We start from the raw sequence: 21,845 nt of genomic DNA, 5'->3' as shown, positions 1-21,845 counted from the left end.
CGCTCTCGCCACCCTTAGAAATCCGCATCCGATGTAAGGGCTCAAAACCCATGCGTCAATGATGCGGAGTCCTCATTCGGTACGGCATTCAGAGGATGGAAAAGCGCAGGCCGAAGGAGCGGCTTTCACCGGGCTGGATAATGTTGAATTCGCCTGCAGCCTCAAGTTCGCTCCGCCCCACCCAGCGATGCGAAACCGGCTCGATTCCGAGCACATTGGCCGGCTCCTGCTGGTTACGCCACATCTGCAGATAGGGCAGCGTCTCGGTGCTAAAACGCACGGTCAGCGTCTTCCCGCCAATGGCCGCGACGGGACCAAGCTTCAATTCCGCCCAATCATCATTACCGGCGGGAACACAGAAAACATTGCCCGGCTCCTCGCCGAATCGCCAGCCATGGCCGCCGCCATCCAGCATTGCGCCTTCCAGCCGCACCGCATCGTCAAACAGACGGGCACCCACATTCATGTGATACATAAGGAACACCGGCATCGGCCGGTCTGACGTATTGACGATCCTGTCCTCAAGGCTGACTTCGCCGCTTTCGCCATCGATGCGCCACGTCCGCTCCAGCGACGCAGTGCCGCCATCGGCAAGCTTTACGGGAACCTTGACGCGCGCCAGTGCATTGGTCTCATGAACGTCGAAGGCGACTATCTTTGCCGGATGCGAGGAAAAGGACCCATGCAACGGATATCGACGCCCCTCGCCGTCACCATCAATCGGTTCGGGATGGCGGATATGATCGGGACCGCAGGTGAAGAGAAAGCCTTCCAGCGAATGGTCGATGCGCGCATCGCCATCATCGGGAATGGCGCGACCAGGCGCAATGTCGATGCCATCGACGATACACGAACCAATATCGAAAACAGAGGTTTCATCGAGGAAAATATGGGGCGATCTGCCGGCCTGAAACGAACGCAAGACAACCTCTCCTGTGGCAGTAAAAACGCATGAATCACGGAAACGCTACTAGTCGTGACGGAAATTAAGATTGCATTAACCGCGAATTCACCTTTTTCACAATAGGGTCAAGATTGCGGTGTGTTTATGGGCGAACGAAGCAAGGATAGCAGAATCGTGAAACAGTTTCTTAACGCAGCTCTGGGTCTGACAGTCGCGGTAGTGGCAGCTTTCGCCCCGCTGCAGGCTGGCGCGCAGCAGCGTTATGGCGACCAGCAAACGATGCTGGTGACACCTGACGGTCGCGTGCTCGACTTCATGCCAGAGCGCGGCGATATCGTCATCAGCCGCGATGCCATGGGTCGCACGGTGTTTTACGACCAGTACGGCAATCTGCTCGCCACCGAAATGCCCTCTGGTTATCAGCAGCGGCAGCAGGCGCGCCAACAGCGCGACACCACCTATTATCCGCCCGCCCCCGGCGGCCAGTATCGCGAACCACAGCGCGACTACGGCTATCAGGACAATGGCAGCGTGCGTGATTACCGCGAATATCGCGGTGATGGCTCCGACGACAATGTCTATACCGGCTCCGTTCCCGGCCCCGGCGCGGTGGAAAGCGGACCGCTCGGCCAGCCCATGCCGGGCGAAAGCACCACAGCCGCCGTTCCGCAGCCGGATCACCTGATCGAACGCCACACACCGGTGACGACACCGGTCAACCGTTCCCGTCAGGAAATCGTCGCACTGCAGACTTTCCTTGACCGTGAAGGCATCTCGCCCGGCGTGATCGACGGCAAGATGGGTGACAACGTCAACAAGGCCATTGCCGCCTGGCAGGACATGACCGGCGAAAAGCTGGACCCGAACAATTCCGACGACATTCTGGAACGCCTGCGCTCTTCCGGCGGCATGCCGATCGTCGACTACACCATCACCGCCGCCGATGCCGCCGGCCCCTATGTCGCCTCCATTCCGGACGACTATGCCGAGAAGTCGCAGCTGCCCGCGCTGTCCTTCACCTCCACCTCCGAGGCGCTGGCCGAGCGCTTCCATATGGATGAGAACTATCTGAAGGAACTGAACCCCGGCATCGACTTCACGGTGCCCGGCACCATCATCAAGGTGGTCAATCCGGGCGAGACGAAAAAGGGACAGGTGGCCCGCATCGTCGCGCATAAGGGCATCAAGCAGGTCTTCGCCTATGGCCAGGACGGCAATCTGATCGCCGCTTATCCCGCCACCATCGGTTCCACGGATACGCCTTCGCCGAGCGGCACGCACACGGTGGAGCGGATCGCGCTCAATCCCGGCTACACCTATAATCCGAAGATCAACTTCAAGCAGGGCCAGAACGACAAGATCCTGCAGATCCCGCCGGGTCCTAACGGCCCGGTCGGCACGGTCTGGATTGCCCTGTCGAAGCCGACCTACGGCATTCACGGCACGCCGGAACCTTCGAAGATCGGCAAGACAAACAGCCATGGCTGTATCCGCCTGACCAACTGGGATGCGACCGAACTGGCAAAGATGGTCCGTCCCGGCGTTGTGGTCGAATTCGCGGAATAGGATCGACCGGAATAAAAGAGAAAAAGCCCGGCGGTTTGGTCCGTCGGGCTTTTTTCATTCAGTGGTGTTTCAGTCGCGCTTCTCCGTCAGGAAATACAGCAGGGCGGCCACCGGCAAGGCGAAACCGATCCACGAGGCGGCTTGCCATTCGCCGACAGCATAAGCCCAGCCACCCACGGCGGAACCGATTGCGCCGCCCATGAAAAACGTCGCCATGTATATGCCGTTCAGACGGCTGCGGAATTCCGCCCCCAGCGTGAAGATGGCGCGCTGGCCAAGCACCAGATTGGTGGTGACGCCGAAATCCAGAACGATGGCAGCGACCACCAGAATGGCAAGCGCCAGATGCGAGCCTTCGGGCGCAAGATGCGTGACGGCGAAGGAGAGCGCCACCGCCACCAATGCAAGGAAAGTGGCCGCACGGGTCCAGCCGCGATCGGCCATCCGCCCGGCAATTGGCGCAGCCACAGTGCCCGCAGCACCGGCAAGCGCAAACAGCGCGATCTCACCCTGGCTCAGGTTGAAATGCGGCCCGCTCAGATAAAGCGGCGTCGTGGTCCAGAACAGGCTGAAGGCTGCAAACAGGAAGGCATGGTAAATTGCCCGCCGCCGCAGGATCGGCTTGTGGAGGGCAAGTCTGCCCATCGAGGCCATCAGCGAGCCGTAACCCAGCCTTGCCTCCGGCATGCGCGGCGGTAAAAGCCGGAAAAGCACGACGGCAAGAAGCGCCATGACTGCCGCCGACGTCAGAAAGACGCCGCGCCATGAAACCACTTCCGACAGCAGGCTGGAGACCGGCCGCGCCAGCATGATGCCGGCCATCAGCCCGCTCATGACATTGCCGACCACCCGGCCACGAATGGCGTGCGGCGCCATGTGGGCGGCATAGGGAACGATGACCTGCACCGCGACCGAACTGACGCCGACCAGAAAGGCCGCAATCAGAAACGGGGCCGCATGCGGCGCGAATGCCGCTGCCACAAGGGAAAGCACCGCCATCAAGACGGCACTGACAACCAGTCTGCGGTTTTCAACGAGATCGCCGAGCGGCACGACGAACAGCAGGCCGACACCGTAACCGATCTGCGTCAGGGTCACGATCAGGCCGGTGGCGCCGGCGGAAAGACCAAGCTCCGCCCCGATGATGCCGGCAAGCGGCTGGGCATAATAGAGATTGGCGGCAATCAACCCACAGGCTGTCGCCAGCAGAAAAGTCAAAGCCGGGGAAAGGGATGTTGCATCAACATCCTCCCCTTCAATTACACGCGTCGTCATCATTTTCTCCAATATGGAAACGAACGTTTCCTAAATAGACATAAAATCACTCGGCAAGCTTCATGGCGATATCCACCACGGCCACCATGTCCTTGAGGCTGCGCCCTGTCTTTCCCACCACTCGCATGCCGTACATCATGCAGAGCATCGCCCGGGAAAGATCATCGGGATCGGCCTTGGAATTCACCGAACCATCCTTCTGCCCCTCGGCAACGAGGCGGGCGACGATCCGCTCCCTCGCCTTCACGGCCCGCTCGACCACAACGGCAATGTCGTCATCCAGCGCCGCCAGATCGGCAGCGGCACCGACAACCAGACATCCATCAGACCCGGCACCGCCATGCGACCGTTCCGCGTAAAACATCAGCCCTGCCCGCAGGCGTTCGCGACCGGTATCGTAACCGGCCACCGCCGCCTCGAAACGCTCGGTCTGCACAATCCTGTAGCGCTCCATCGTGGCGATGAAGATGGCCTTCTTGTCCTTGAAGGCCTTGTAAAGACTGCCCTGCGCCAGCTCCATCGCATCGGTAAGGTCGCCCACAGAGGTGGCGTGATAACCGCGCCTGGAAAAAACCCGGATCGCACCATCGAGCGCGCGGTCGATATCGAACTCGCGCGGCCTGCCGCGATGGCGCTGTTCCTCGGACTGGTTGTGGCTGATATTGCTCATGGCCGGAATATAGGAAACGATCATTTCCAAATCAAGCGAATAATGAAGCCATCGCTGAAAAGCGACGACTGACACGCCGGCAAGCCTGATGGCCGCGATGGTCCAAGGCATCATCACCCGTCTGCGGTTATGAGCGCCGCAGACGGATCGAAAGTTGAAAGCAATGTTTCAGGCGGCTTTACGGGTGAAAAGGCGCGCGGGTGGCGTACCGAGCCGCAACAGGCGTTTCGGCAGCAGGCCAAGCACTTCGCCCGCGAATGCTCTGGCATTCTCGACCGCCTTGTCGATATTGCTCACCTTGGTCTTATCGAAACAGAGAAGCGTGCCGCCAAGGTCGAAAATATCGCGATAGGCGGCTCTCTCGACGATCGGGGTGTTGAGAACCGAGACATTTTTCTCGGCCAGCAGCATCTTGACCAGCAGCAGCGAACGCGTCGCCACCATGGCGTTCACCCGTGTCAGCACGATGGAATGAGCAATCTCCTTGCCCATCTTGCGGTTCAAAAATTCGATATGGTCCAGAACCTCGGCGGCCCCGCGCGCATCCATGGCGCAGCCCTGAACCGGGATCAGCACATGATCGGAAATGCCAAGAGCCATGGTCAGAAGCGGGGTCTTCGCTCCCGGCAGATCGATGATGAAACAGTCGGTGCTGGTTTTATTCTCGCGAATATGACCCTCAAGCGACACCATCGTCACATGCGAAATCACCGAAAGATTTTCGATATCGCCTGATAATTCGTGCCAGCGGGAAATCCACAATTGCGGATCGGCATCCAGAACCGTCACGCGGTGACCGCTGCGGGCCAGTTCGGTTGCCAGAAGCAGCACGGCCGTGGTTTTTCCGGCACCGCCCTTGGTATTGGCGAAAGTGATGACTGACATGACACCCCCTGTTGGTCAGAGCCGTTTCATGCTCATTCACGCACCGAAGCAATTCATGGTGCTTTCCATAATCTTAACGAACAGGGTTAATAAAAGGCTAAGAACGGTTATGCCGGGCAACGAAAAGCCCGCGATAAATCGCGGGCTGTCGATAAAGAGCGGCGTCCTCTTCGAGCTTAGTTCGCATGGCACGAAGGCGCGGCATGTTTCTTCTCCCTGCCGGGGAGAAGGTGGCCCGAAGGGTCGGATGAGGGGGAAACCTTGCCGGATTTCGGAGAGCTTGCCCCCTCATCCCGCTGCCGCGGACTTCTCCCCCTCGGGGAGAAGAAACAAGCAGCACCCTCTCAACCTCTCACAAACCTGATGAATAAAGGTAGCTCCTTAAAAGCAAGCCTCAAAAAGCGCCTTGGTATTTTCCAGCGTCATCGGCACCGGATTACCACCGCAGCTCGGATCCTTGATCGCTTCCGCCGCCAGTTCGTCGATACGATCCGGCTTGATGCCCATGGCGGTCAGGTTTTCCGGTACGCCGAGTTCCTTGCGAAGTTCCAGCACGTAATCATAAAAACCATTGAAACCGCCGGAGATACCGAGATAGGCGGCCGCGCGGGCAATCTTGTCCTCGATGGCCGGGCGGTTGAAGCGCAGCACCGCCGGCATGACGACAGCATTGGTCATGCCGTGATGGGTGTTGTAAACCGCGCCGATCGGATGCGAGAGCGAGTGAATGGCCCCGAGACCCTTCTGGAACGCCACCGCCCCCATCGCTGCCGCTGCCATCATATTGGTGCGCGCTTCGATATCCGTGCCGTCCCTATAGGCGCGCGGCAGGAATTCCTTGACGAGACGTAAGCCCTCCAGCGCCACGCCGGCGCTCATCGGATGGAAGAATGGCGACGAATAAGCCTCGAGGCAATGCGCGAAGGCATCCATGCCCGTGCCGGCCGTGATGACCTTCGGCATGCCGACCGTCAACTCCGGATCACAGATGACGACGCCCGGCAAGAGCTTCGGATGGAAGATGATCTTCTTCACATGGGTCTGCGAATTGGTGATGACGCTGGCGCGGCCGACTTCGGAACCGGTACCGGCCGTCGTCGGCACAGCGACGATGGGCGCGATCTTGGCGGCATCCGCCCGGGTCCACCAGTCACCAATATCCTCGAAATCCCAGACCGGACGCGTCTGTCCTGCCATAAAGGCGATGGTTTTGCCGAGATCGAGACCCGAGCCGCCGCCGAAGGCTACGACGCCATCATGGCCGCCATCGCGATAGGCTTTCACGCCGGCTTCCATGTTGATTTCGTTCGGGTTCGGATCGACCTCGGCGAAGATCGCCCGGCCAAGGCCTGCCTCTTCCAGCACATCCAGCGCATGCGCGGTGATCGCCATATTGGCAAGCCCGCGATCCGTCACGAGAAGCGGCTTCTTGATGCCAAGCGTCTTGCAGGCTTCCGCCAGTTCCTTGATCCGGCCACGGCCAAGCTTGACGGCGGTGGGGTAGCTCCAGTTGGCGACGATATTCATTTCGTGACTTTCTTCAGATGGTAGGATTTCGGGCGGGTCAGGTTCTGGAAACCAAGGACGGAAAGCGAACCGCCACGGCCGGTTTCCTTCACACCGGTCCAGCAAAGCGCCGGATCCAGATAATCGGCGCGGTTCATGAACACGGTTCCGGTCTCGATTTCGCGACCGATCCTCGCGGCCCGTGTCGCATCCTGCGTCCAGAGCGAAGCGGTGAGGCCGTATTTGCTGTCATTCATCAGCGCAATGGCTTCATCGTCGTTCTTGACCTTCATGATGCCGATGGCGGGACCGAAAGTCTCTTCGGTCATGAATTCCATGGAATGATCGACATTGACGAGGATCTGCGGCGCGACATAAGCACTCTCGCCATCATCGGCCGGGAAAAGCGTCTGATCGACTAGCGCCTTTGCGCCCTTGGCAACGGCGTCGGCAATCTGCGCCCGCACCACCTTGGCAAACCGCTTGTTGGCCATCGGCCCGAGCGTGGTTTCCTGCTCCAGCGGATTGCCGAGCTTGTAGTTCGAAACCCACGCCACCGACTTCTCGACGAATTCGTCATAGAGGTTTTCATTGACGTAGATGCGCTCGATACCGCAGCAGCATTGCCCGGAATTATAGGTGCCGCCATCCATCAGCGTATCGACGGCGGCGTCGAGATCGGCATCCTCCATCACGTAACCGGGGTCCTTGCCGCCGAGTTCAAGCCCGAGGCCGGTGAAGGTGCCGGCAGCGGCGCGTTCGATGGCACGGCCGCCTTCCACCGAACCGGTGAAATTGACGAAGTTGAACAGGCCCTCGGAAATCAGCGCCGAGGTCGTGCCATGGTCGAGGAAGACGTTGATGAAGACATCGTCAGGCACGCCAGCCTCGACAAAAGCCCGCACCATGCGTTCGCCGACCAGCAACGTCTGCGCCGCATGTTTGATGACCACCGTATTGCCGGCCATCAAAGCGGGCGCGACGGTGTTGATCGCCGTCATGTAAGGATAGTTCCACGGCGCGATGACGAAGACCACGCCATGCGCCTCGCGCTCGATGCGACGTTCGAAATTGCCGCTTTCCTCGATGACGAGCGGCGCCAGCGCATCAGCCGCAATCGACGCGACATAATTGGAGCGCTCGTTGAAGCCCTTGAACTCGCCGCCGTAACGCACCGGACGGCCCATCATATGCGCCAGTTCCGGCACAACCTCCGCCACCATTTCGTTGAGGCGCGCCACACCCTTCAGAACCAGCTGAACGCGATCCTCAAGTGGACGTCGAGCCCAGTCTTTCTGCGCCTTGCGCGCTTTCGAAACGGCGGCCCGCGCCGCCTCCAGCGACATCGCCTCCCGCTCGGCATAAACCGAGCCATCGATGGGCGAGATATTCTGGATCATGGTCATGATGTTTTCCCGTAATGATTAGGCTCGTTCGAAACCGCGCGCCACTTCCCAGTCGGTCACGCGGCGGTCGTATTCTTCCTGTTCCCACCGTCCGGCATGGACGTAATGATCGATCACATCGTCGCCGAAGGCGTTGCGCAGCATTTTCGATCCGTCCAGAAAGGCAGTGGCGTCACGCAGGGTCTTGGGTATCTCGCGCACGTCCTTGCCGCCATAGGCGTCACCGACAAAAGCGGGCTCAAGTTCAAGTTTATTTTCGATGCCGTCAATGCCCGCTGCAAGAAGAGCAGCCATCGCGAGATAGGGATTGAGATCGGATCCGCCGACGCGGCATTCGATGCGGATGCCCTTCGTGCCCTCGCCGCACAGGCGATATCCGGCCGTGCGATTGTCGAGGCTCCAGATCGCCTTGGTCGGCGCAAACGTGCCGGCCATGAACCGCTTGTAGGAATTGATATAGGGCGCCAGAAAATAGGTTATTTCGCTGGCATGAGCCAGAAGCCCGGCAACATAATGCCGCATCAGCTCCGACATGCCATGCTTGGCATCCTTGTCAAGGAAGGCCGGCGTCTTGCCATCGAGGCTCCACAGCGACTGGTGAATATGCGAGGAACTGCCGGCGGCATTGTAGTTCCACTTGGCAAGGAACGTCACCGCCTTGCCCTTGGACCAGGCGATCTCCTTGGTGGCGTTCTTGATGATGGCGTGCCGGTCGGCCATGGTCAGCGCTTCGGCATAACGCACGTTGATTTCCGCCTGGCCGGGAGACGCCTCGCCCTTGGAGTTTTCAACCGGAATGCCAGCGCCCTGCAGGCCCTTGCGCAGCGCCCGCATCACGTCCTCTTCCTTGGTGGTCTGGAAGATATGGTAATCCTCGTTGTAACCACTGGCGAGATTCAGCCCCTTGTAGCCGCTGGCGCGCGCCGCATCGAAGGTCTGGTCGAACAGGAAAAATTCCAGCTCGGTCGCCATGAAGGCTTTCAGCCCCATGGCCTCCAGCCGCGCCACCTGCTTTTTCAGCAGCGCACGCGGCGAATGCGGCACTTCTTCATGGGTGTGATGGTCAAGCACATCGCACAGCACCAGCGCCGTGCCTTCCAGCCACGGCACGCGCCGCAGCGTCGAAAGATCGGGTTTCAGCACATAATCGCCATAACCCTTTTCCCAGCTGGAGGATTTATAGCCGGGAACGGTCTCCATCTCCATGTCGGTGGCAAGCACGTAATTGCAGCTATGGGTTTCCTCAAAGGCGCTTTCAACGAAGAATTCGGCCTGAAATCTCTTGCCCATCAGACGCCCCTGCATGTCGACAAGGCAGGCCAGAACCGTGTCGATGCGCCCCTCGGCGACATCCATCTTAAGCGCGTCGAATGTGTAGCTCGTCATTTTGTCCGTTCCCTTTATTGTCCTGGCCGGGCGGCCGGATACGGCCGCCCGTTTGTTTGGGCATCAGGCCTTTGCAGCCGCCGCTGCCATAGCAGCCTGCTTGTGCTCCAGCGCAAATTCCTCTTCCGGCGACAGGATGAGGCGATGGCGTCCGACAAAGGCGAAATAGGCGATCGCCACGGCAAACCAGACCGCTACCCACAGCACGCCCTTGCTGAAGTTGGGATCCTGGATCTGATAAAGCAGCGTGACGATGGCGATGATGATCGTCAGCACCGCACCCGGAATGCCGAAGGGCGAACGGAACGGCCGCTCGATATGCGGCAGGTTCCTGCGGAGCAGAATGAAGGAAATCGCCTGCAGGATATAGGAGAACATCGCACCGAAAACGGCCATGTTCAAAAGCACGCTGCCGATGATGCTGCCGCCCTGTTCCGCGCCCAGCGAGAACCAGATGACCAGCATGACCGCCAGACCGACAAGCGCACCGGCGATGTTGGCCACAAAAGGCGTGCGGTATTTCGGATGGGTAATCGACAGTACGGTCGGGAAATAGCCCGCACGCGACAGCGAATAGATCTGCCGACCCTGCGCATAGAGGATCGTATGGAAGCTGGCGATCAGGCCGGTGAGCGCCACGAGACCGAGCAGCACCACGCCGCCATCACCGTAAATCGCCTTGAAGCCATCCAGCAGCGGTTCGAGCGAAGAACCGAGATGGAAGGCGCCAACACCCGGCAGCGACGGGTTGAGCAGCACGATCATGAAGGCCGAAACCATCAGTGTGATGACACCGAGAATGATGCCCTTCGGCATATCGCGTTTCGGATCGACCGATTCTTCCGCCGCCAGCGGCAGCTGTTCAATGGCAAGGAACAGCCAGACCGCAAAAGGCAGCGTGGCGAGAACGCCTGAAAAACCGAAGGGGAAGAATGAACCGCCACCCTCCGGCAGTTCCACGGCCTTGCCGTCGGGACCGACGCCGATATTCAGCGCGAAACGCGAGAAATCCATGTTCGGAATGGCGCTGATCCAGAAGAACACCAGAACACCAAGCGAAATCAGCGTGATGACCAATGTCACCTTGAAGGAAAGCTCCAGCCCGAAAACGTTGAGCGCAAGGAAGATCACATAAAAACCTATCCACACAAATGGTGAATAGGCCGGATCGAGCCCCAGAATGGAATTTATATAGGCCGTGATGAAGGTGACGATGACCGCCGGCGTCAGCACATATTCGACATTCTCGCAAAGTCCGGTGACGAAGCCGCCCCAGGGACCCATCGCGGTGCGGGCGAAGGAATAGGCCGCACCCGTATGCGGCAAGGCCGGGCTCATTTCCGCGATCGAAAATGTCAGCCCGAGATACATGATGGCGATGATGATGCCCGCCACCAGCATGCCGCCCCAGCCGCCGGTGGAAAAGCCGAAATTCCATCCGGAAAAATGCCCGGAAATAACCGCCCCGACGCCGAGCGCCCAGAGCGACCAGACGCCCGCATAACGGGAAAGTCCGCGTTTTTCGAAATAGGATGCATCAGCCTTCTTATAGCTGACGCCTGACGATGAACTGTCCATGCCCTTCTCTCCTGAATAAGAAAAAAACAAGCCAGTCAGCCGTTATTGGCCGATTGTGCCCCAGTTTTCAGCACCTGCGGAAGGTTTCCGCGCTGTGCCGCACGCACTTGCTGTTCCCTTGCCGCTTCATGCCTTTCCGGCTTTCCTTGAATGTCGGCAGTCTCGTTTGGTGGCCGGCCCCGGTGTTTTCACCATTGGCCAGCCCTTGCTCCCTCACTCATCGATTGATGAGAGCGCCTTCCCCATAAGCTCGTGGAGGAACCCGGCAATTGCCGCCTGCTCCCCTTCATTGGTGACAAGATCGTTGCGGATCTCGATCATGACGTTCAAAAGCCCGTCCGGCAGCGCATGCAGCCTCAGCGTATGCGTCACGCCATCTTCCGGGCCGTAGGGATCGTTACGTTTGACCGTGAGCGCCGACCTCTCGGCGCCCGCCAGCATCGCATCAGCCAGACGGCTGTCGCTATCATGCAGGATGCCGATCTGAACGGCGCGAAACTGGCCGTGATAGACCGGCGTGAAACTGTGGATCGTCACCACGACCACCCTGCGCCCGGAGGCCTGCCGCTCGGCGATGATCTCGCTGACGCGGTCGTGAAATGGGACATAGAGCGCAGAAGTGCGGGCAAATCGCTCCACTTCGGAAAGATCGAGATTGCCGGGAATATCATAAATCTCGCTTTTCACCGGCATGGCGGAAGGCGATTCGGGTGGCCGGTTGCAATCATAGACCAGACGCGAAAACCGTTGATGGACGAGCGTGGCGTCAAGGCTCTGCGAAAGCAGCCGCGCCACGGCAAGGGCACCTGGATCCCAGGCCGCATGGCTCGAGAGAACCTCCGGCGAAAGACCAAGCGTACCGTATTTTTCAGGGATGGTGGCGGAAGCGTGTTCGCAGACGAGAAGGACGTCGCCCTTTCCCGCAGCGTTCTCGACGCCAACCGCCTGTCCTTCCATTTCTGTGAAAAACCGTGAACGCACCGTCATGCACGAACCCCACCCGGAAACCCGCTGTTCCGTCAACGACGAAAAGAATTCTTCACATTATTGCCAGTGTCAAATGGAATTTTGAAATTTTCTCTTCATTTTTCCCATTGACTCGATCGCCGACACAGATGTTTATTTTAGTGGAAGTACCGGCAGAAAGACCGGAAGGGGGAAAGATTTGCGCAGCACGACGGCGACCGTGTCGGATGTCATCCATGCCCATTACGATGCGCTGACCCGTTCGGAAAAACGGCTGGCAGAAAGCCTGCTCGGCAACTATCCCGTCTCCGGCCTCGGCAGCATCACCACCATCGCTGAAAATGCCGGCGTTTCGACGCCGACGGTGGCGCGCATGGTGCAGAAGCTTGGCTACAAGGGTTATCCGGAATTTCAGGCGCATCTGCACCAGGAGCTTGAAGCGACAATCTCCGGCCCGGTTGCCAAACACGACCGCTGGGCCACCAATGCGCCGGGGCTGCATATCCTCAACCGCTTTGCCGATGCCATCACCGGCAATCTGCGCGACACGTTGAGCGATCTGGACACCGCCGTCTTCGACAATGCCGCGGCCCTGCTTTCCGACCGCAAACGCAGCATCTATTTCGTCGGCGGCCGCATCACCGGCGCCATTGCCGAATATTTCTTCACCCATATGCAGGTGATCCGGCCGAAAACGACGCTGATGTCATCAAATTCCAGCGCCTGGCCGCAATATATGCTGAATATGAGCGCCGGCGACGTGCTGGTGATTTTCGACATCCGCCGTTACGAACACGATATGACGACGCTCGCCGAAGTCGCGAAAGCAAACGGCGTGCAGATCATTCTCTTCACCGATCAATGGACATCGCCGGTGGCGCGCCACGCGCTGCACACCTTTCGTGTGAAGATCGAGGCGCCCTCGGCCTGGGATTCCTCGGTCGTCACATTATTCGTGGTCGAAGCGCTGATCGAAGCGGTGCAAAGCGGCACCTGGGATGAAACCAAGCAGCGCATGAACGCGCTGGAGGGCCTGTTCGAGCAGACGCGGCTGTTTCGCCGACCGGACAGAACATGAGAAATTATATAGCCGGCAACTTGCTTGACGAGAATGCTGCGCGCTGATTGGATACCTGTGATCGCTACCAGCACGAAAAACAGGGTACATAACCAAGCTGGGGAACAGATCTGGCCAATAGGATGATGAGGGGATTATCCCGCAATTGCAGGCAAAAAGCCTGACGATGGCGGAAAATGGGCGTAAAGTGGCGGAATCCGGATAAATAAATTGTAATCCAGCCGTCACATTAGCTTCATCTAGAATCCGTATCAGCGTCCGCAATATGAGAACACGAAGAGGAGAAAAAAGTGATCTCTCACTGCCGCCGACTGCTTGCTACGACCACTGCACTGGTCATCGCCTCCACCGCGATCGCCGCCGCTGAACCGAGCGCCGAACTGATCGCTGCCGCCAAGAAGGAAGGCATGTTGACAACCGTTGCGCTGCCGCACGACTGGTGCGGTTACGGCGACGTCGTCGCCGCCTTCAAGGCGAAGTACCCGGAAATCACCGTCAACGAACTGAACCCCGACGCCGGCTCCGCCGACGAAGTGGAAGCAATCAAGGCAAACAAGGACAACAAGGGCCCGCAGGCTCCTGACGTCGTCGACGTCGGCCTTGCTTTCGGCCCGCAGATGAAGGCCGAAGGCCTGCTGCAGCCCTACAAGGTCTCCACCTGGGACGAAATTCCTGACAACGTCAAGGATGCCGACGGTTACTGGTACGGCGACTATTACGGCGTCATGTCGATGTTCGTGAACAAGGACCTCGTCACCAACTCTCCCAAGGACTGGGCTGACCTGCTGAAGCCGGAATATTCCGGTCAGGTAGCACTCGCAGGCGATCCGCGCGCTTCCAACCAGGCAATCCTTGGCGTTCTCGCCGCTGGTCTTTCCACCGGTGCGAAATCCGGCAAGGAAGCCGGTGAAGCCGGCCTGAAGTACTTCGCCGACCTCAACAAGGCCGGTAACTTCCTGCCGGTTATCGGCAAGGCCGGCACGCTGGCACAGGGCGCAACTCCGATCATCATCGCCTGGGACTATAACGCCCTGTCCTGGAAGAAGACGCTGAACGACAACCCGCCGACAGAAGTCGTCGTCCCTGAGAAGGGCGTTCTGGCCGGCGTTTACGTTCAGGGCATCTCCGCTTACGCGCCGCATCCGAACGCCGCCAAGCTGTGGATGGAACACCTCTATTCCGACGACGGTCAGCTCGGCTGGCTGAAGGGCTATTGCCACCCGATCCGCTTCAACGCCATGGTCAAGGCTGGCAAGGTTCCGCAGGAACTGATCGACAGCCTGCCGCCGGCAGCAGCCTATGAAAAGGCGATCTTCCCGACGCTCGAGGAAGTTGACGCCAACAAGGCGGCCGTTACGGCCGGCTGGGACAGCGTCGTCGGCGCAAACGTGAAGTAATTGTTGAAAACGCACCCCGGCTGATCAAAAAGCCGGGGTGTTTCTCTAATAATAAAGACCTTAATAGACAGACCGTTCGAAAACGGCGTTTGGGGACAAGGCATGCCATCAACCAACACCGGCGGACCATCCGACGCGGGCAGAAAGTTGCCGCTGCACTGGATAGGCGTCGTACCTTTTGCCGTCTTTGTTCTGCTCTTCCTGATCCTGCCGACGATGAAGATCGTCATCGGCGCGTTTCAGCATGCCGATGGCAGCTTCACGCTGGAAAACATCGCCGGGCTTTTCACCCCGTCCATTCTTTCGGCCTACTGGATTTCGATCAAGATCAGCCTCGCTTCGGCGGCTCTCGGCTGCCTGATCGGTTTTGCCGTGGCCGCCGCCGTGGTGCTGGGCGGTCTGCCGCAGCGCATTCGCGGGCCGCTTCTGACCTTCTCGGGCGTCGCCTCGCAATTTGCCGGCGTGCCGCTCGCCTTCGCCTTCATCGCCACGCTTGGCCCTGTCGGCTTGCTCACCGTCTTCCTGAAGACGCAGATCGGCATTGATCTTCGGCTCCTCGGCTTCAACATCCTGTCCTTCTGGGGCCTCACGGTCACCTATCTGTTCTTCCAGATACCGCTGATGATCCTCATCATCACGCCGGCACTGGACGGTCTGAAGCGCGAATGGCGCGAGGCTGCGGAAATTCTCGGCGCAACCGGCCTGCAATATTGGCGCATGGTGGCCTTCCCCATCCTGCTGCCATCGCTGCTCGGCACCATGTCGCTTCTGTTTGCCAATGCCTTTGGCGCTGTGGCAACCGCAATCGCGCTCACTGGCTCCTCGCTCAACATCGTACCGATCCTGCTCTTCGCGCAGATCCGCGGCGACGTTCTCGGCAATCCGCATCTTGGTTACGCACTCGCCTTCGGCATGATCGTCGTCACCGGCATCGCCAATGCGCTGTATATCTGGCTGCGTGCCCGCAGCGAAAGGTGGCTGAAATGAAGCGTTTTTTCGCCTGGGGCGCGCTGATCTTCGGCCTGCTCTATTTCGCCCTGCCGCTGATCGGCATGACCAACTTCTCGCTGAAAATGCGGCGCGGCGAATATTCCTTCGACGCCTATGGCAAGGTGCTGACCGATCCGCGTTTCCAGGAAACCTTCAGCTATTCGGTGGTGATGGCGCTGTTCACCATCGTTTTCGGGGTCCTGCTGGTCGTGCCCACCGCCTATTGGGTACGGCTGAAACTGCCGGGCCTGCGGCCCTATATCGAATTCATCACGCTTTTGCCGCTGGTCATTCCGGCCATCGTCATCGTTTTCGGTTATATCCGGCTTTACAACACCTCCAGCTGGCTGCCGCTGACCGGCACCACCTCCGGCACCAACCTGCTCTTGATGTTTGGTTATGCCACACTCGCTTTGCCCTATATGTACCGCGCCGTCGATACGGGCCTCAGAACCATCGATGTCTCGACGCTGACGGAAGCCGCCCAAAGCCTCGGTGCCGGCTGGACGACCATCCTGTCGCGCATCATCCTGCCCAATGTTCTGGTCGCCGTGCTGTCAGGTGCGTTCTTGACCTTCGCCATCGTCATCGGTGAATTCACCATGGCGGCGCTTTTGAACCGCCCGGCCTTCGGCCCCTACATGCAGCTGCTTGGCGCCAACCGCGCCTATGAACCGGCAGCCCTTGCCGTGATTTCCTTCGGCATCACCTGGGGTTGCCTTGGTCTGATCCAACTCGTTTCACGTTACCAGAAGGGCGCGCCTCCCAAGGCCTGAGGACAAGATTTTCATGAGCTTTTTGACACTTAGCAACATCAAGAAATCCTTCGGCGCCGTGCAGGTCGTGCATGATTTCAACATGGCCATCGAAAAGGGCGAATTCGTCTCCTTCCTCGGGCCATCGGGCTGCGGCAAGACCACCGTGCTGCGCATGATCGCCGGCTTCGAAATCCCGACCGGCGGTTCCATCGTCATCAACGGCAAGGACCAGACGACGCTGCGCCCCAACCAGCGCAATATCGGCATGGTGTTCCAGGCCTATGCGCTGTTTCCGAACATGAATGTCTACGAAAACGTCGCCTTTGGCCTGAAAGTCGCCGGCAAGCCGAAAGCCGAGATAGACGCCCGCGTGAAGGAAATGCTCCAGCTCATCCATCTGGAACATCTGGCAGACCGTTATCCCTACCAGATGTCGGGTGGCCAGCAGCAGCGCGTGGCGCTTGCCCGCGCTCTGGCGCCGAAACCGGAAGTGCTTCTGCTGGACGAGCCGCTTTCCGCGCTCGACGCCAAGATCCGCGTATCGCTGCGCGAGGAAATCCGCCAGATTCAGCAGAAGCTCGGCATCACCACCATCTTCGTAACCCACGATCAGGAAGAAGCGCTGTCGATCTCCGACCGTATCGTGGTGATGAATTCCGGCCGCGCCGACCAGATCGGCACGCCCTTCGATATCTACAACAAGCCCGCGACCCGTTTCGTCGCTTCCTTCGTCGGCACGCTGAACCTCATCGACGCCACGGTCATGGACTCCTCCACCAACACCATTCGTGTCGGAGAGCAAAACGTGACGCTGCACAAACCGGTCGAAGCCGTAAACGGCGAAAAAATCACCCTCGCGCTTCGTCCGGAAGCGGGCTCGCTCGGCAACGACGCGAAAGGCGATGTCGCCATTTCCGGCACCGTCACCTCCAGTCAGTTCCTCGGCTCCGTCATCCGCACCCGTCTCGATCTCGGCGGCTCGACCCTGTCTTTCGACATGTTCAATGATCCCGGCACCGCGCCGCCTGCCCTTGGCGAACAGGTGACGCTCAAATTCGCAGCAGGCGATCTGATGGTGATCAAGGACTAAACCGCTTTTCTCCATTGGGGGAAGAGGCTAGAGCAGGTATTGAACTCGAACCTGCATGCCAGCGATATGAGGCCATGATGCGCGCGCTTTTTTACGAACGATTCGGCGAGACCCCTGTCGTTGCATCCCTGCCCGATCCGGAACCGACCGATAGTGGCGTGGTCATCGAGGTAAAAGCGACAGGCCTCTGCCGCAGCGACTGGCATGGCTGGATGGGGCATGACACGGATATTAGCCTGCCGCATGTTCCAGGCCATGAATTCGCCGGCGTCATAGCCGCGGTCGGCAAGAACGTCACCCGTTTCAAGACAGGCGACCGTGTTACGGTGCCTTTCGTTTCCGGCTGCGGCCACTGCCATGAATGCCGCTCCGGCAACCAGCAGGTCTGCGAGGCGCAGTTCCAGCCGGGCTTCACCCATTGGGGTTCCTTCGCCGAATATGTCGCCATCGACTATGCCGACCAGAACCTCGTGCATCTGCCTGATACGATGAGCTACGCCACTGCCGCCGGCCTCGGCTGCCGTTTTGCCACCTCCTTCCGCGCCGTGACCGATCAGGGACGGCTAAAGGGTGGCGAATGGCTGGCGGTGCACGGCTGCGGCGGCGTCGGCCTCTCCGCCATCATGATCGGTGCAGGTCTCGGCGCGCAGGTCGTCGCCATCGACATTGCCGAAGACAAGCTCGAACTCGCCCGACAGCTCGGCGCGACGGCCACCATCAACAGCCGCTCGGTCGCCGATGTTTCGGAAGCGGTGCGCGATGTGACGGGCGGCGGTGCGCATGTGTCAATCGATGCGCTTGGCCACCCGCAGACCTGCTGCAATTCCATCAGCAATCTGCGCCGGCGCGGACGGCATGTGCAGGTCGGCCTCATGTTGGCCGATCATGCCATGCCCGCCATCCCCATGGCCCGGGTCATCGCTCACGAGCTGGAGATTTATGGCAGCCACGGCATGCAGGCGTGGCGTTACGAAGACATGCTGGCCATGATCGAAAGCGGCAAGCTCGCACCGGAAAAACTGATCGGCCGCCACATCAGCCTCTCCGACGCCATCACGGCCCTGCCCGCCATGAACAGTTTCCAGGAAAGCGGCATAAGCATCATCGACCGGTTCGAATAGTGCAGGCGCCCGCAACCACCTGATTCGCGAATTGCGTCCGGGTCAGGCACCCCTGCGCCCGAACGCCCGGACCGGAGCGGCTCCCGGAGCAGATGCATGGACCGACGATGCTGCCGGGATACGCGTCGCGTGATCCGTCTGGCTACCGCTCCATTGACGGTTCACCAGCTGTTTCGTGCGGACCTCAAGCGGGTCGGGGGCGTCTTCCTCCTGCTGCTGCTTACTTCCAGTGACTGCGGAGGTCGTCGCCAATCGCGAAATCCACCGCACGAGCTGCATGCCCTTGTGAACAAGCACAAAGATGCCAATAATTGCGACCGCTATGATAATCACGAGGTTCCAGGGCGCGTCACTGTCCCTCGCCGCCCGCTCCATGCGATCTTTTGTCGTCGGATCAAAACCAAGCGTCGCATTCAGCCTGGCGATGTCAGCATCGCTGAGCCTGCTGTAACGCTCGTCACGATACAGCACATAACCGCTCCTATCCCCGCTGTTGAGATAACCAACGTCGAATGCTTCACCGTCGCGAAGAAAAGGCTCGCTGTCCGGCAGATCATAAACGAGATCGATGGTCTCGCCGCCACCGAATCCGGGGATGGCAAAAAACCGAGACTTCCGCGCCTCAGCTTCGCTCACGAATATCGCGGAAAATAGAAACGCGGCCGAAAAAAGCGCAATATGCTTCATTCACTCTCTCCAAAACAACGAGAATGATGACCACTGACATTACTGAATTAATTTGAAGTATATACTTACGACAACATGTTAAATTTAAGATAAATATTGTATATATCTAATATATGTCGATTTATTACTTGGAATTAGACACACTAATTTATAATAAAATGAACTTCTAACGATGCGACATGACGTATCTCCGCCAACGCTGTAAACCATTGGTGCGAACAGCGCCCCACGTTAAGCCGCAATCACACGCAATTGCTTTGAGCATGGCGCCGCGATGATGCGACAGAGCGCAACGTCGGTGAACATGACGGATGAGATGCAAGGACCGTGACATGCTGTTTCTCGATAGCGTAACCATGAAAGAAACCCCGGGCGGACGGGATGAATATCCTTTCTCGGTTCCGGCGGTGCGCCATCTGGAACGCCTCGAGTTCAAGACGCCGATCACTTTTTTTGCCGGCAATAATGGTTCGGGTAAATCAACGCTGCTGGAAGGACTGGCGGCCGGAATGACGGCCTATGCCATCGGTAACCATGGCCAGGTTTCGGGTGATCTTTATCTTCAGCATGCCGAGACCGTGGCAAGGGCCTTTTATTTCGCCCGCAAGAAATATCCGAAGATCCGCATGTTCATGCGCGCCGAAGATGTGCTTGGCTATGTCCGCCGGCTGAATGAAGAGACGCTGGACGACTTTCGCTGGGAGCGGGAAAAAGCCTTGAAAAAAGGCGAGGACTTTCCGGAAGAAACCCCGGAGACCTTTCGCAGGATTGTCAGGAACAACACCATCGACCGTCGGTCGCATGGCGAAGGCTTTCTCGATATCATGCAGCAGCGGGTACATGGTGCCGGCCTCTATTTCCTCGACGAACCGGAAAGCCCGCTTTCACCGCAAAAACAGCTGGAGCTTGCGGCCATCATCCGCCACGCCGCCGACAGTGGCGGACAGTTGATCATCGCCACCCACTCACCGGTGCTTTTGGCCATTCCGGAAGCGACGATCTATTATTTCGATGAGGATGGCATCACCGAACGCCTCTATGACGAACTTGAGAACATCACTTTCCTGCGGCGCTTTCTCGATCGTCCATCAAAATTCATAAGCGATTGAGAACCGATAAAGCTTGAAATCCCGCTTCTCTTGCAGCATGCCCATTAGCAACATGTGAATTAGAAAAAGAAGCAGGCCTATGTCTCCCACCAGCACACCGGCAGCTGCCCGGCCCCTGAACAGCCAGGATTACAGAACTCTGGGTCTTTCGGCCCTGGGCGGCGCGCTCGAATTTTACGATTTCATCATTTTCGTGTTTTTCGCCACCGTCATCGGCCACCTGTTCTTTCCGCCGGAAATGCCGGACTGGCTGGTGATGATCCAGACCTTCGGCATCTTCGCCGCCGGTTATCTGGTGCGACCGCTCGGCGGCATCGTTCTGGCGCATTATGGCGACCGTTATGGCCGCAAGCGCGTCTTTGCCTTTTCCATCCTCCTGATGGCGCTCTCCACGCTGGGCATGGCGCTGATGCCGACCTATGCCACTATCGGCGTCGCCGCCCCAATCCTGCTCATCATCCTGCGCATGCTGCAGGGTGCAGCCATTGGCGGTGAAGTGCCGGGCGCCTGGACCTTCGTTGCCGAACACGTGCCTTTCCGTCGTGTCGGGCTTGCCTGCGGCTTCCTCACATCCGGCCTCTCCTTCGGCATCATGCTGGGCTCGCTGATTGCCTTTGCCATCAACTCGCTTTTTTCGCCGGAAGATGTTGCCGGTTATGCATGGCGTATTCCCTTCCTGCTCGGCGGGATTTTCGGCCTGATCGCCGTCTATCTGCGCCGCTGGCTGGAAGAGACGCCGATCTTCAACGAGATGAAAAAATCGAAGTCGCTGACGGACAAGCTGCCGCTCGGGCTGGTGCTGAAGCACCATATGCGCGGCGTCATCATTTCCGCCCTGCTCACCTGGGTTCTGTCGGCGGCCATCGTGGTGACCACGCTGATGACGGCCACCTTTCTGCAGAAGCTTTATGGCTACACCCCGACGCAGGCGCTGGCTGGCACCAGCTTCGGCACGCTGTTCCTGATTTTCGGCGTCATCATCGCCGGCGCATTGATCGACCGTGTCGGCTCCGGCATTTTCTTCATGGCTGCCAGCATCTTCTTTGGCATCGCCACCTTCACCTTCTACAGCTATGCCGGCGCGTCGCTTGAAACCATGTTCATTCTCTACGGCGTCATGGGCCTTTCGGTCGGCATGGCGGGAGCCGTGCCCTATGTCATGGTCCGCGCCTTCCCGGCATCGGTCCGCTTCTCCGGCCTCTCCTTCGCCTACAACGTCTCCTATGCCGTCTTCGGCGGGCTGACGCCGATCGGAGTGACGACCGCGCTTGCCGTCAATCCCATGGCCCATGCCTGGTATCTGGTCTTCATCGCCGTGCTCGCCTTCTGCATTGGCCTTTACCTCTATCTGCGTGGCAGCGAGGTTGAGAGCCATGTCGGCATCGAGGAACTGGCGGCGCTAAGATCGTAAGCGCAACGGCCAACAAAAAAGCGCGGGCAGAACCCGCGCTTTTTTTGCAGCAACGACGCCCG

General features: G+C 59.0%; 19 protein-coding genes. 9 read left to right on the top strand and 10 right to left on the bottom strand.

The genetic code is table 11. The annotated features are described in order from the left end of the window. Nucleotides 1-88: 88 nt before the first annotated feature. Nucleotides 89-922, bottom strand: a complete 834-nt coding sequence (locus M0412_RS02210; protein ID WP_269703225.1) for an aldose 1-epimerase family protein — start codon at nt 920-922, stop codon at nt 89-91. A 156-nt stretch (nt 923-1,078) separates the two neighbouring features. Here M0412_RS02210 and M0412_RS02205 point away from each other — a divergent pair, with 156 nt between their 5' ends. Next, a complete protein-coding gene (locus M0412_RS02205) occupies nt 1,079-2,470 on the top strand; it encodes a L,D-transpeptidase (protein ID WP_269703226.1) in 1,392 nt (463 codons plus the stop codon). Between the two features lie 69 nt (nt 2,471-2,539). Here M0412_RS02205 and M0412_RS02200 read toward each other — a convergent pair whose 3' ends face one another. The 8 genes from M0412_RS02200 to M0412_RS02165 form a co-directional block, all read right to left on the bottom strand. Continuing rightward, nucleotides 2,540-3,745 carry an MFS transporter gene (locus tag M0412_RS02200; protein WP_269703228.1) on the bottom strand — a complete coding sequence of 402 codons (1,206 nt, stop codon included), beginning with the start codon at nt 3,743-3,745 and terminating at the stop codon, nt 2,540-2,542. 46 nt (nt 3,746-3,791) lie between these two features. After that, a complete protein-coding gene (locus M0412_RS02195; RefSeq protein ID WP_269703295.1) occupies nt 3,792-4,439 on the bottom strand; it encodes a TetR/AcrR family transcriptional regulator in 648 nt (215 codons plus the stop codon). Between the two features lie 144 nt (nt 4,440-4,583). After that, nucleotides 4,584-5,300 (bottom strand): ParA family protein, encoded by a 717-nt coding sequence (locus M0412_RS02190; protein WP_269703230.1) that lies wholly within the window; start codon nt 5,298-5,300, stop codon nt 4,584-4,586. Nucleotides 5,301-5,681: 381 nt separating this feature from the next. Beyond that, a complete protein-coding gene (locus M0412_RS02185) occupies nt 5,682-6,827 on the bottom strand; it encodes an iron-containing alcohol dehydrogenase (protein WP_269703232.1) in 1,146 nt (381 codons plus the stop codon). Continuing rightward, on the bottom strand, nt 6,824-8,212 hold the full coding sequence (locus tag M0412_RS02180) for an aldehyde dehydrogenase family protein (protein WP_137452950.1): 1,389 nt from the start codon (nt 8,210-8,212) through the stop codon (nt 6,824-6,826). The genes M0412_RS02185 and M0412_RS02180 overlap by 4 nt, the downstream gene beginning before the upstream one ends. An 18-nt stretch (nt 8,213-8,230) precedes the next feature. Next, entirely contained in the window at nt 8,231-9,598 is a 1,368-nt protein-coding gene (locus M0412_RS02175) for a glutamine synthetase family protein (RefSeq protein WP_080818662.1), read from the bottom strand. A gap of 63 nt (nt 9,599-9,661) precedes the next feature. Continuing rightward, on the bottom strand, nt 9,662-11,176 hold the full coding sequence (locus M0412_RS02170) for an amino acid permease (RefSeq protein WP_269703238.1): 1,515 nt from the start codon (nt 11,174-11,176) through the stop codon (nt 9,662-9,664). 213 nt (nt 11,177-11,389) lie between these two features. Then, nucleotides 11,390-12,163, bottom strand: coding sequence for an N-formylglutamate amidohydrolase (locus M0412_RS02165; protein ID WP_269703240.1), 774 nt, complete (start codon nt 12,161-12,163; stop codon nt 11,390-11,392). Between the two features lie 178 nt (nt 12,164-12,341). On the opposite strand from M0412_RS02165, the gene M0412_RS02160 reads away from it, so the two are divergent. The 6 genes from M0412_RS02160 (at nt 12,342) to M0412_RS02135 (ending at nt 18,576) form a co-directional block, all read left to right on the top strand. After that, on the top strand, nt 12,342-13,220 hold the full coding sequence (locus tag M0412_RS02160; protein WP_046798027.1) for a MurR/RpiR family transcriptional regulator: 879 nt from the start codon (nt 12,342-12,344) through the stop codon (nt 13,218-13,220). A gap of 290 nt (nt 13,221-13,510) precedes the next feature. Further along, on the top strand, nt 13,511-14,617 hold the full coding sequence (locus tag M0412_RS02155; protein WP_269703243.1) for an ABC transporter substrate-binding protein: 1,107 nt from the start codon (nt 13,511-13,513) through the stop codon (nt 14,615-14,617). Between the two features lie 102 nt (nt 14,618-14,719). Continuing rightward, nucleotides 14,720-15,604: an ABC transporter permease subunit gene (locus M0412_RS02150; RefSeq protein WP_269703246.1), complete on the top strand. Its 885-nt coding sequence runs from the start codon at nt 14,720-14,722 to the stop codon at nt 15,602-15,604. Then, nucleotides 15,601-16,383: an iron ABC transporter permease gene (locus tag M0412_RS02145; RefSeq protein WP_065113804.1), complete on the top strand. Its 783-nt coding sequence runs from the start codon at nt 15,601-15,603 to the stop codon at nt 16,381-16,383. The genes M0412_RS02150 and M0412_RS02145 overlap by 4 nt, the downstream gene beginning before the upstream one ends. Before the next feature lie 13 nt (nt 16,384-16,396). Then, nucleotides 16,397-17,455, top strand: coding sequence for an ABC transporter ATP-binding protein (locus M0412_RS02140; protein WP_269703248.1), 1,059 nt, complete (start codon nt 16,397-16,399; stop codon nt 17,453-17,455). A 77-nt stretch (nt 17,456-17,532) separates the two neighbouring features. After that, nucleotides 17,533-18,576 carry a zinc-dependent alcohol dehydrogenase family protein gene (locus tag M0412_RS02135; protein WP_269703250.1) on the top strand — a complete coding sequence of 348 codons (1,044 nt, stop codon included), beginning with the start codon at nt 17,533-17,535 and terminating at the stop codon, nt 18,574-18,576. 42 nt (nt 18,577-18,618) lie between these two features. On the opposite strand, the gene M0412_RS02130 is transcribed toward M0412_RS02135, so the two are convergent. Beyond that, nucleotides 18,619-19,263, bottom strand: coding sequence for a hypothetical protein (locus tag M0412_RS02130; RefSeq protein ID WP_269703252.1), 645 nt, complete (start codon nt 19,261-19,263; stop codon nt 18,619-18,621). A 332-nt stretch (nt 19,264-19,595) separates the two neighbouring features. On the opposite strand from M0412_RS02130, the gene M0412_RS02125 reads away from it, so the two are divergent. Both M0412_RS02125 and M0412_RS02120 read left to right on the top strand, forming a co-directional pair. Then, entirely contained in the window at nt 19,596-20,372 is a 777-nt protein-coding gene (locus M0412_RS02125; protein ID WP_142840680.1) for an AAA family ATPase, read from the top strand. Between the two features lie 79 nt (nt 20,373-20,451). Beyond that, on the top strand, nt 20,452-21,783 hold the full coding sequence (locus M0412_RS02120; RefSeq protein ID WP_269703255.1) for an MFS transporter: 1,332 nt from the start codon (nt 20,452-20,454) through the stop codon (nt 21,781-21,783). Nucleotides 21,784-21,845 lie beyond the last annotated feature (62 nt).

Source organism: Agrobacterium sp. O3.4 (genome assembly GCF_041414895.1).
GTDB classification, from domain to species: Bacteria; Pseudomonadota; Alphaproteobacteria; order Rhizobiales; family Rhizobiaceae; genus Agrobacterium; species Agrobacterium cucumeris.
The sequence above is the reverse complement of the archived record's forward strand: the minus strand, read 5'-3'. Positions and strand labels throughout refer to the sequence as shown.

Excerpts from the sequence above, each read along its gene's own strand:
- M0412_RS02180 (WP_137452950.1), bottom strand. The coding sequence starts at position 8,212 with ATGACCATGATCCAGAATATCTCGCCCATCGATGGCTCGGTTTATGCC.
- M0412_RS02165 (WP_269703240.1), bottom strand. The coding sequence starts at position 12,163 with ATGACGGTGCGTTCACGGTTTTTCACAGAAATGGAAGGACAGGCGGTT.
- M0412_RS02175 (WP_080818662.1), bottom strand. The coding sequence starts at position 9,598 with ATGACGAGCTACACATTCGACGCGCTTAAGATGGATGTCGCCGAGGGG.
- M0412_RS02135 (WP_269703250.1), top strand. The coding sequence starts at position 17,533 with ATGCGCGCGCTTTTTTACGAACGATTCGGCGAGACCCCTGTCGTTGCA.
- M0412_RS02130 (WP_269703252.1), bottom strand. The coding sequence starts at position 19,263 with ATGAAGCATATTGCGCTTTTTTCGGCCGCGTTTCTATTTTCCGCGATA.
- M0412_RS02195 (WP_269703295.1), bottom strand. The coding sequence starts at position 4,439 with ATGATCGTTTCCTATATTCCGGCCATGAGCAATATCAGCCACAACCAG.
- M0412_RS02125 (WP_142840680.1), top strand. The coding sequence starts at position 19,596 with ATGCTGTTTCTCGATAGCGTAACCATGAAAGAAACCCCGGGCGGACGG.
- M0412_RS02120 (WP_269703255.1), top strand. The coding sequence starts at position 20,452 with ATGTCTCCCACCAGCACACCGGCAGCTGCCCGGCCCCTGAACAGCCAG.
- M0412_RS02185 (WP_269703232.1), bottom strand. The coding sequence starts at position 6,827 with ATGAATATCGTCGCCAACTGGAGCTACCCCACCGCCGTCAAGCTTGGC.
- M0412_RS02145 (WP_065113804.1), top strand. The coding sequence starts at position 15,601 with ATGAAGCGTTTTTTCGCCTGGGGCGCGCTGATCTTCGGCCTGCTCTAT.
- M0412_RS02150 (WP_269703246.1), top strand. The coding sequence starts at position 14,720 with ATGCCATCAACCAACACCGGCGGACCATCCGACGCGGGCAGAAAGTTG.
- M0412_RS02170 (WP_269703238.1), bottom strand. The coding sequence starts at position 11,176 with ATGGACAGTTCATCGTCAGGCGTCAGCTATAAGAAGGCTGATGCATCC.
- M0412_RS02190 (WP_269703230.1), bottom strand. The coding sequence starts at position 5,300 with ATGTCAGTCATCACTTTCGCCAATACCAAGGGCGGTGCCGGAAAAACC.
- M0412_RS02200 (WP_269703228.1), bottom strand. The coding sequence starts at position 3,745 with ATGACGACGCGTGTAATTGAAGGGGAGGATGTTGATGCAACATCCCTT.
- M0412_RS02140 (WP_269703248.1), top strand. The coding sequence starts at position 16,397 with ATGAGCTTTTTGACACTTAGCAACATCAAGAAATCCTTCGGCGCCGTG.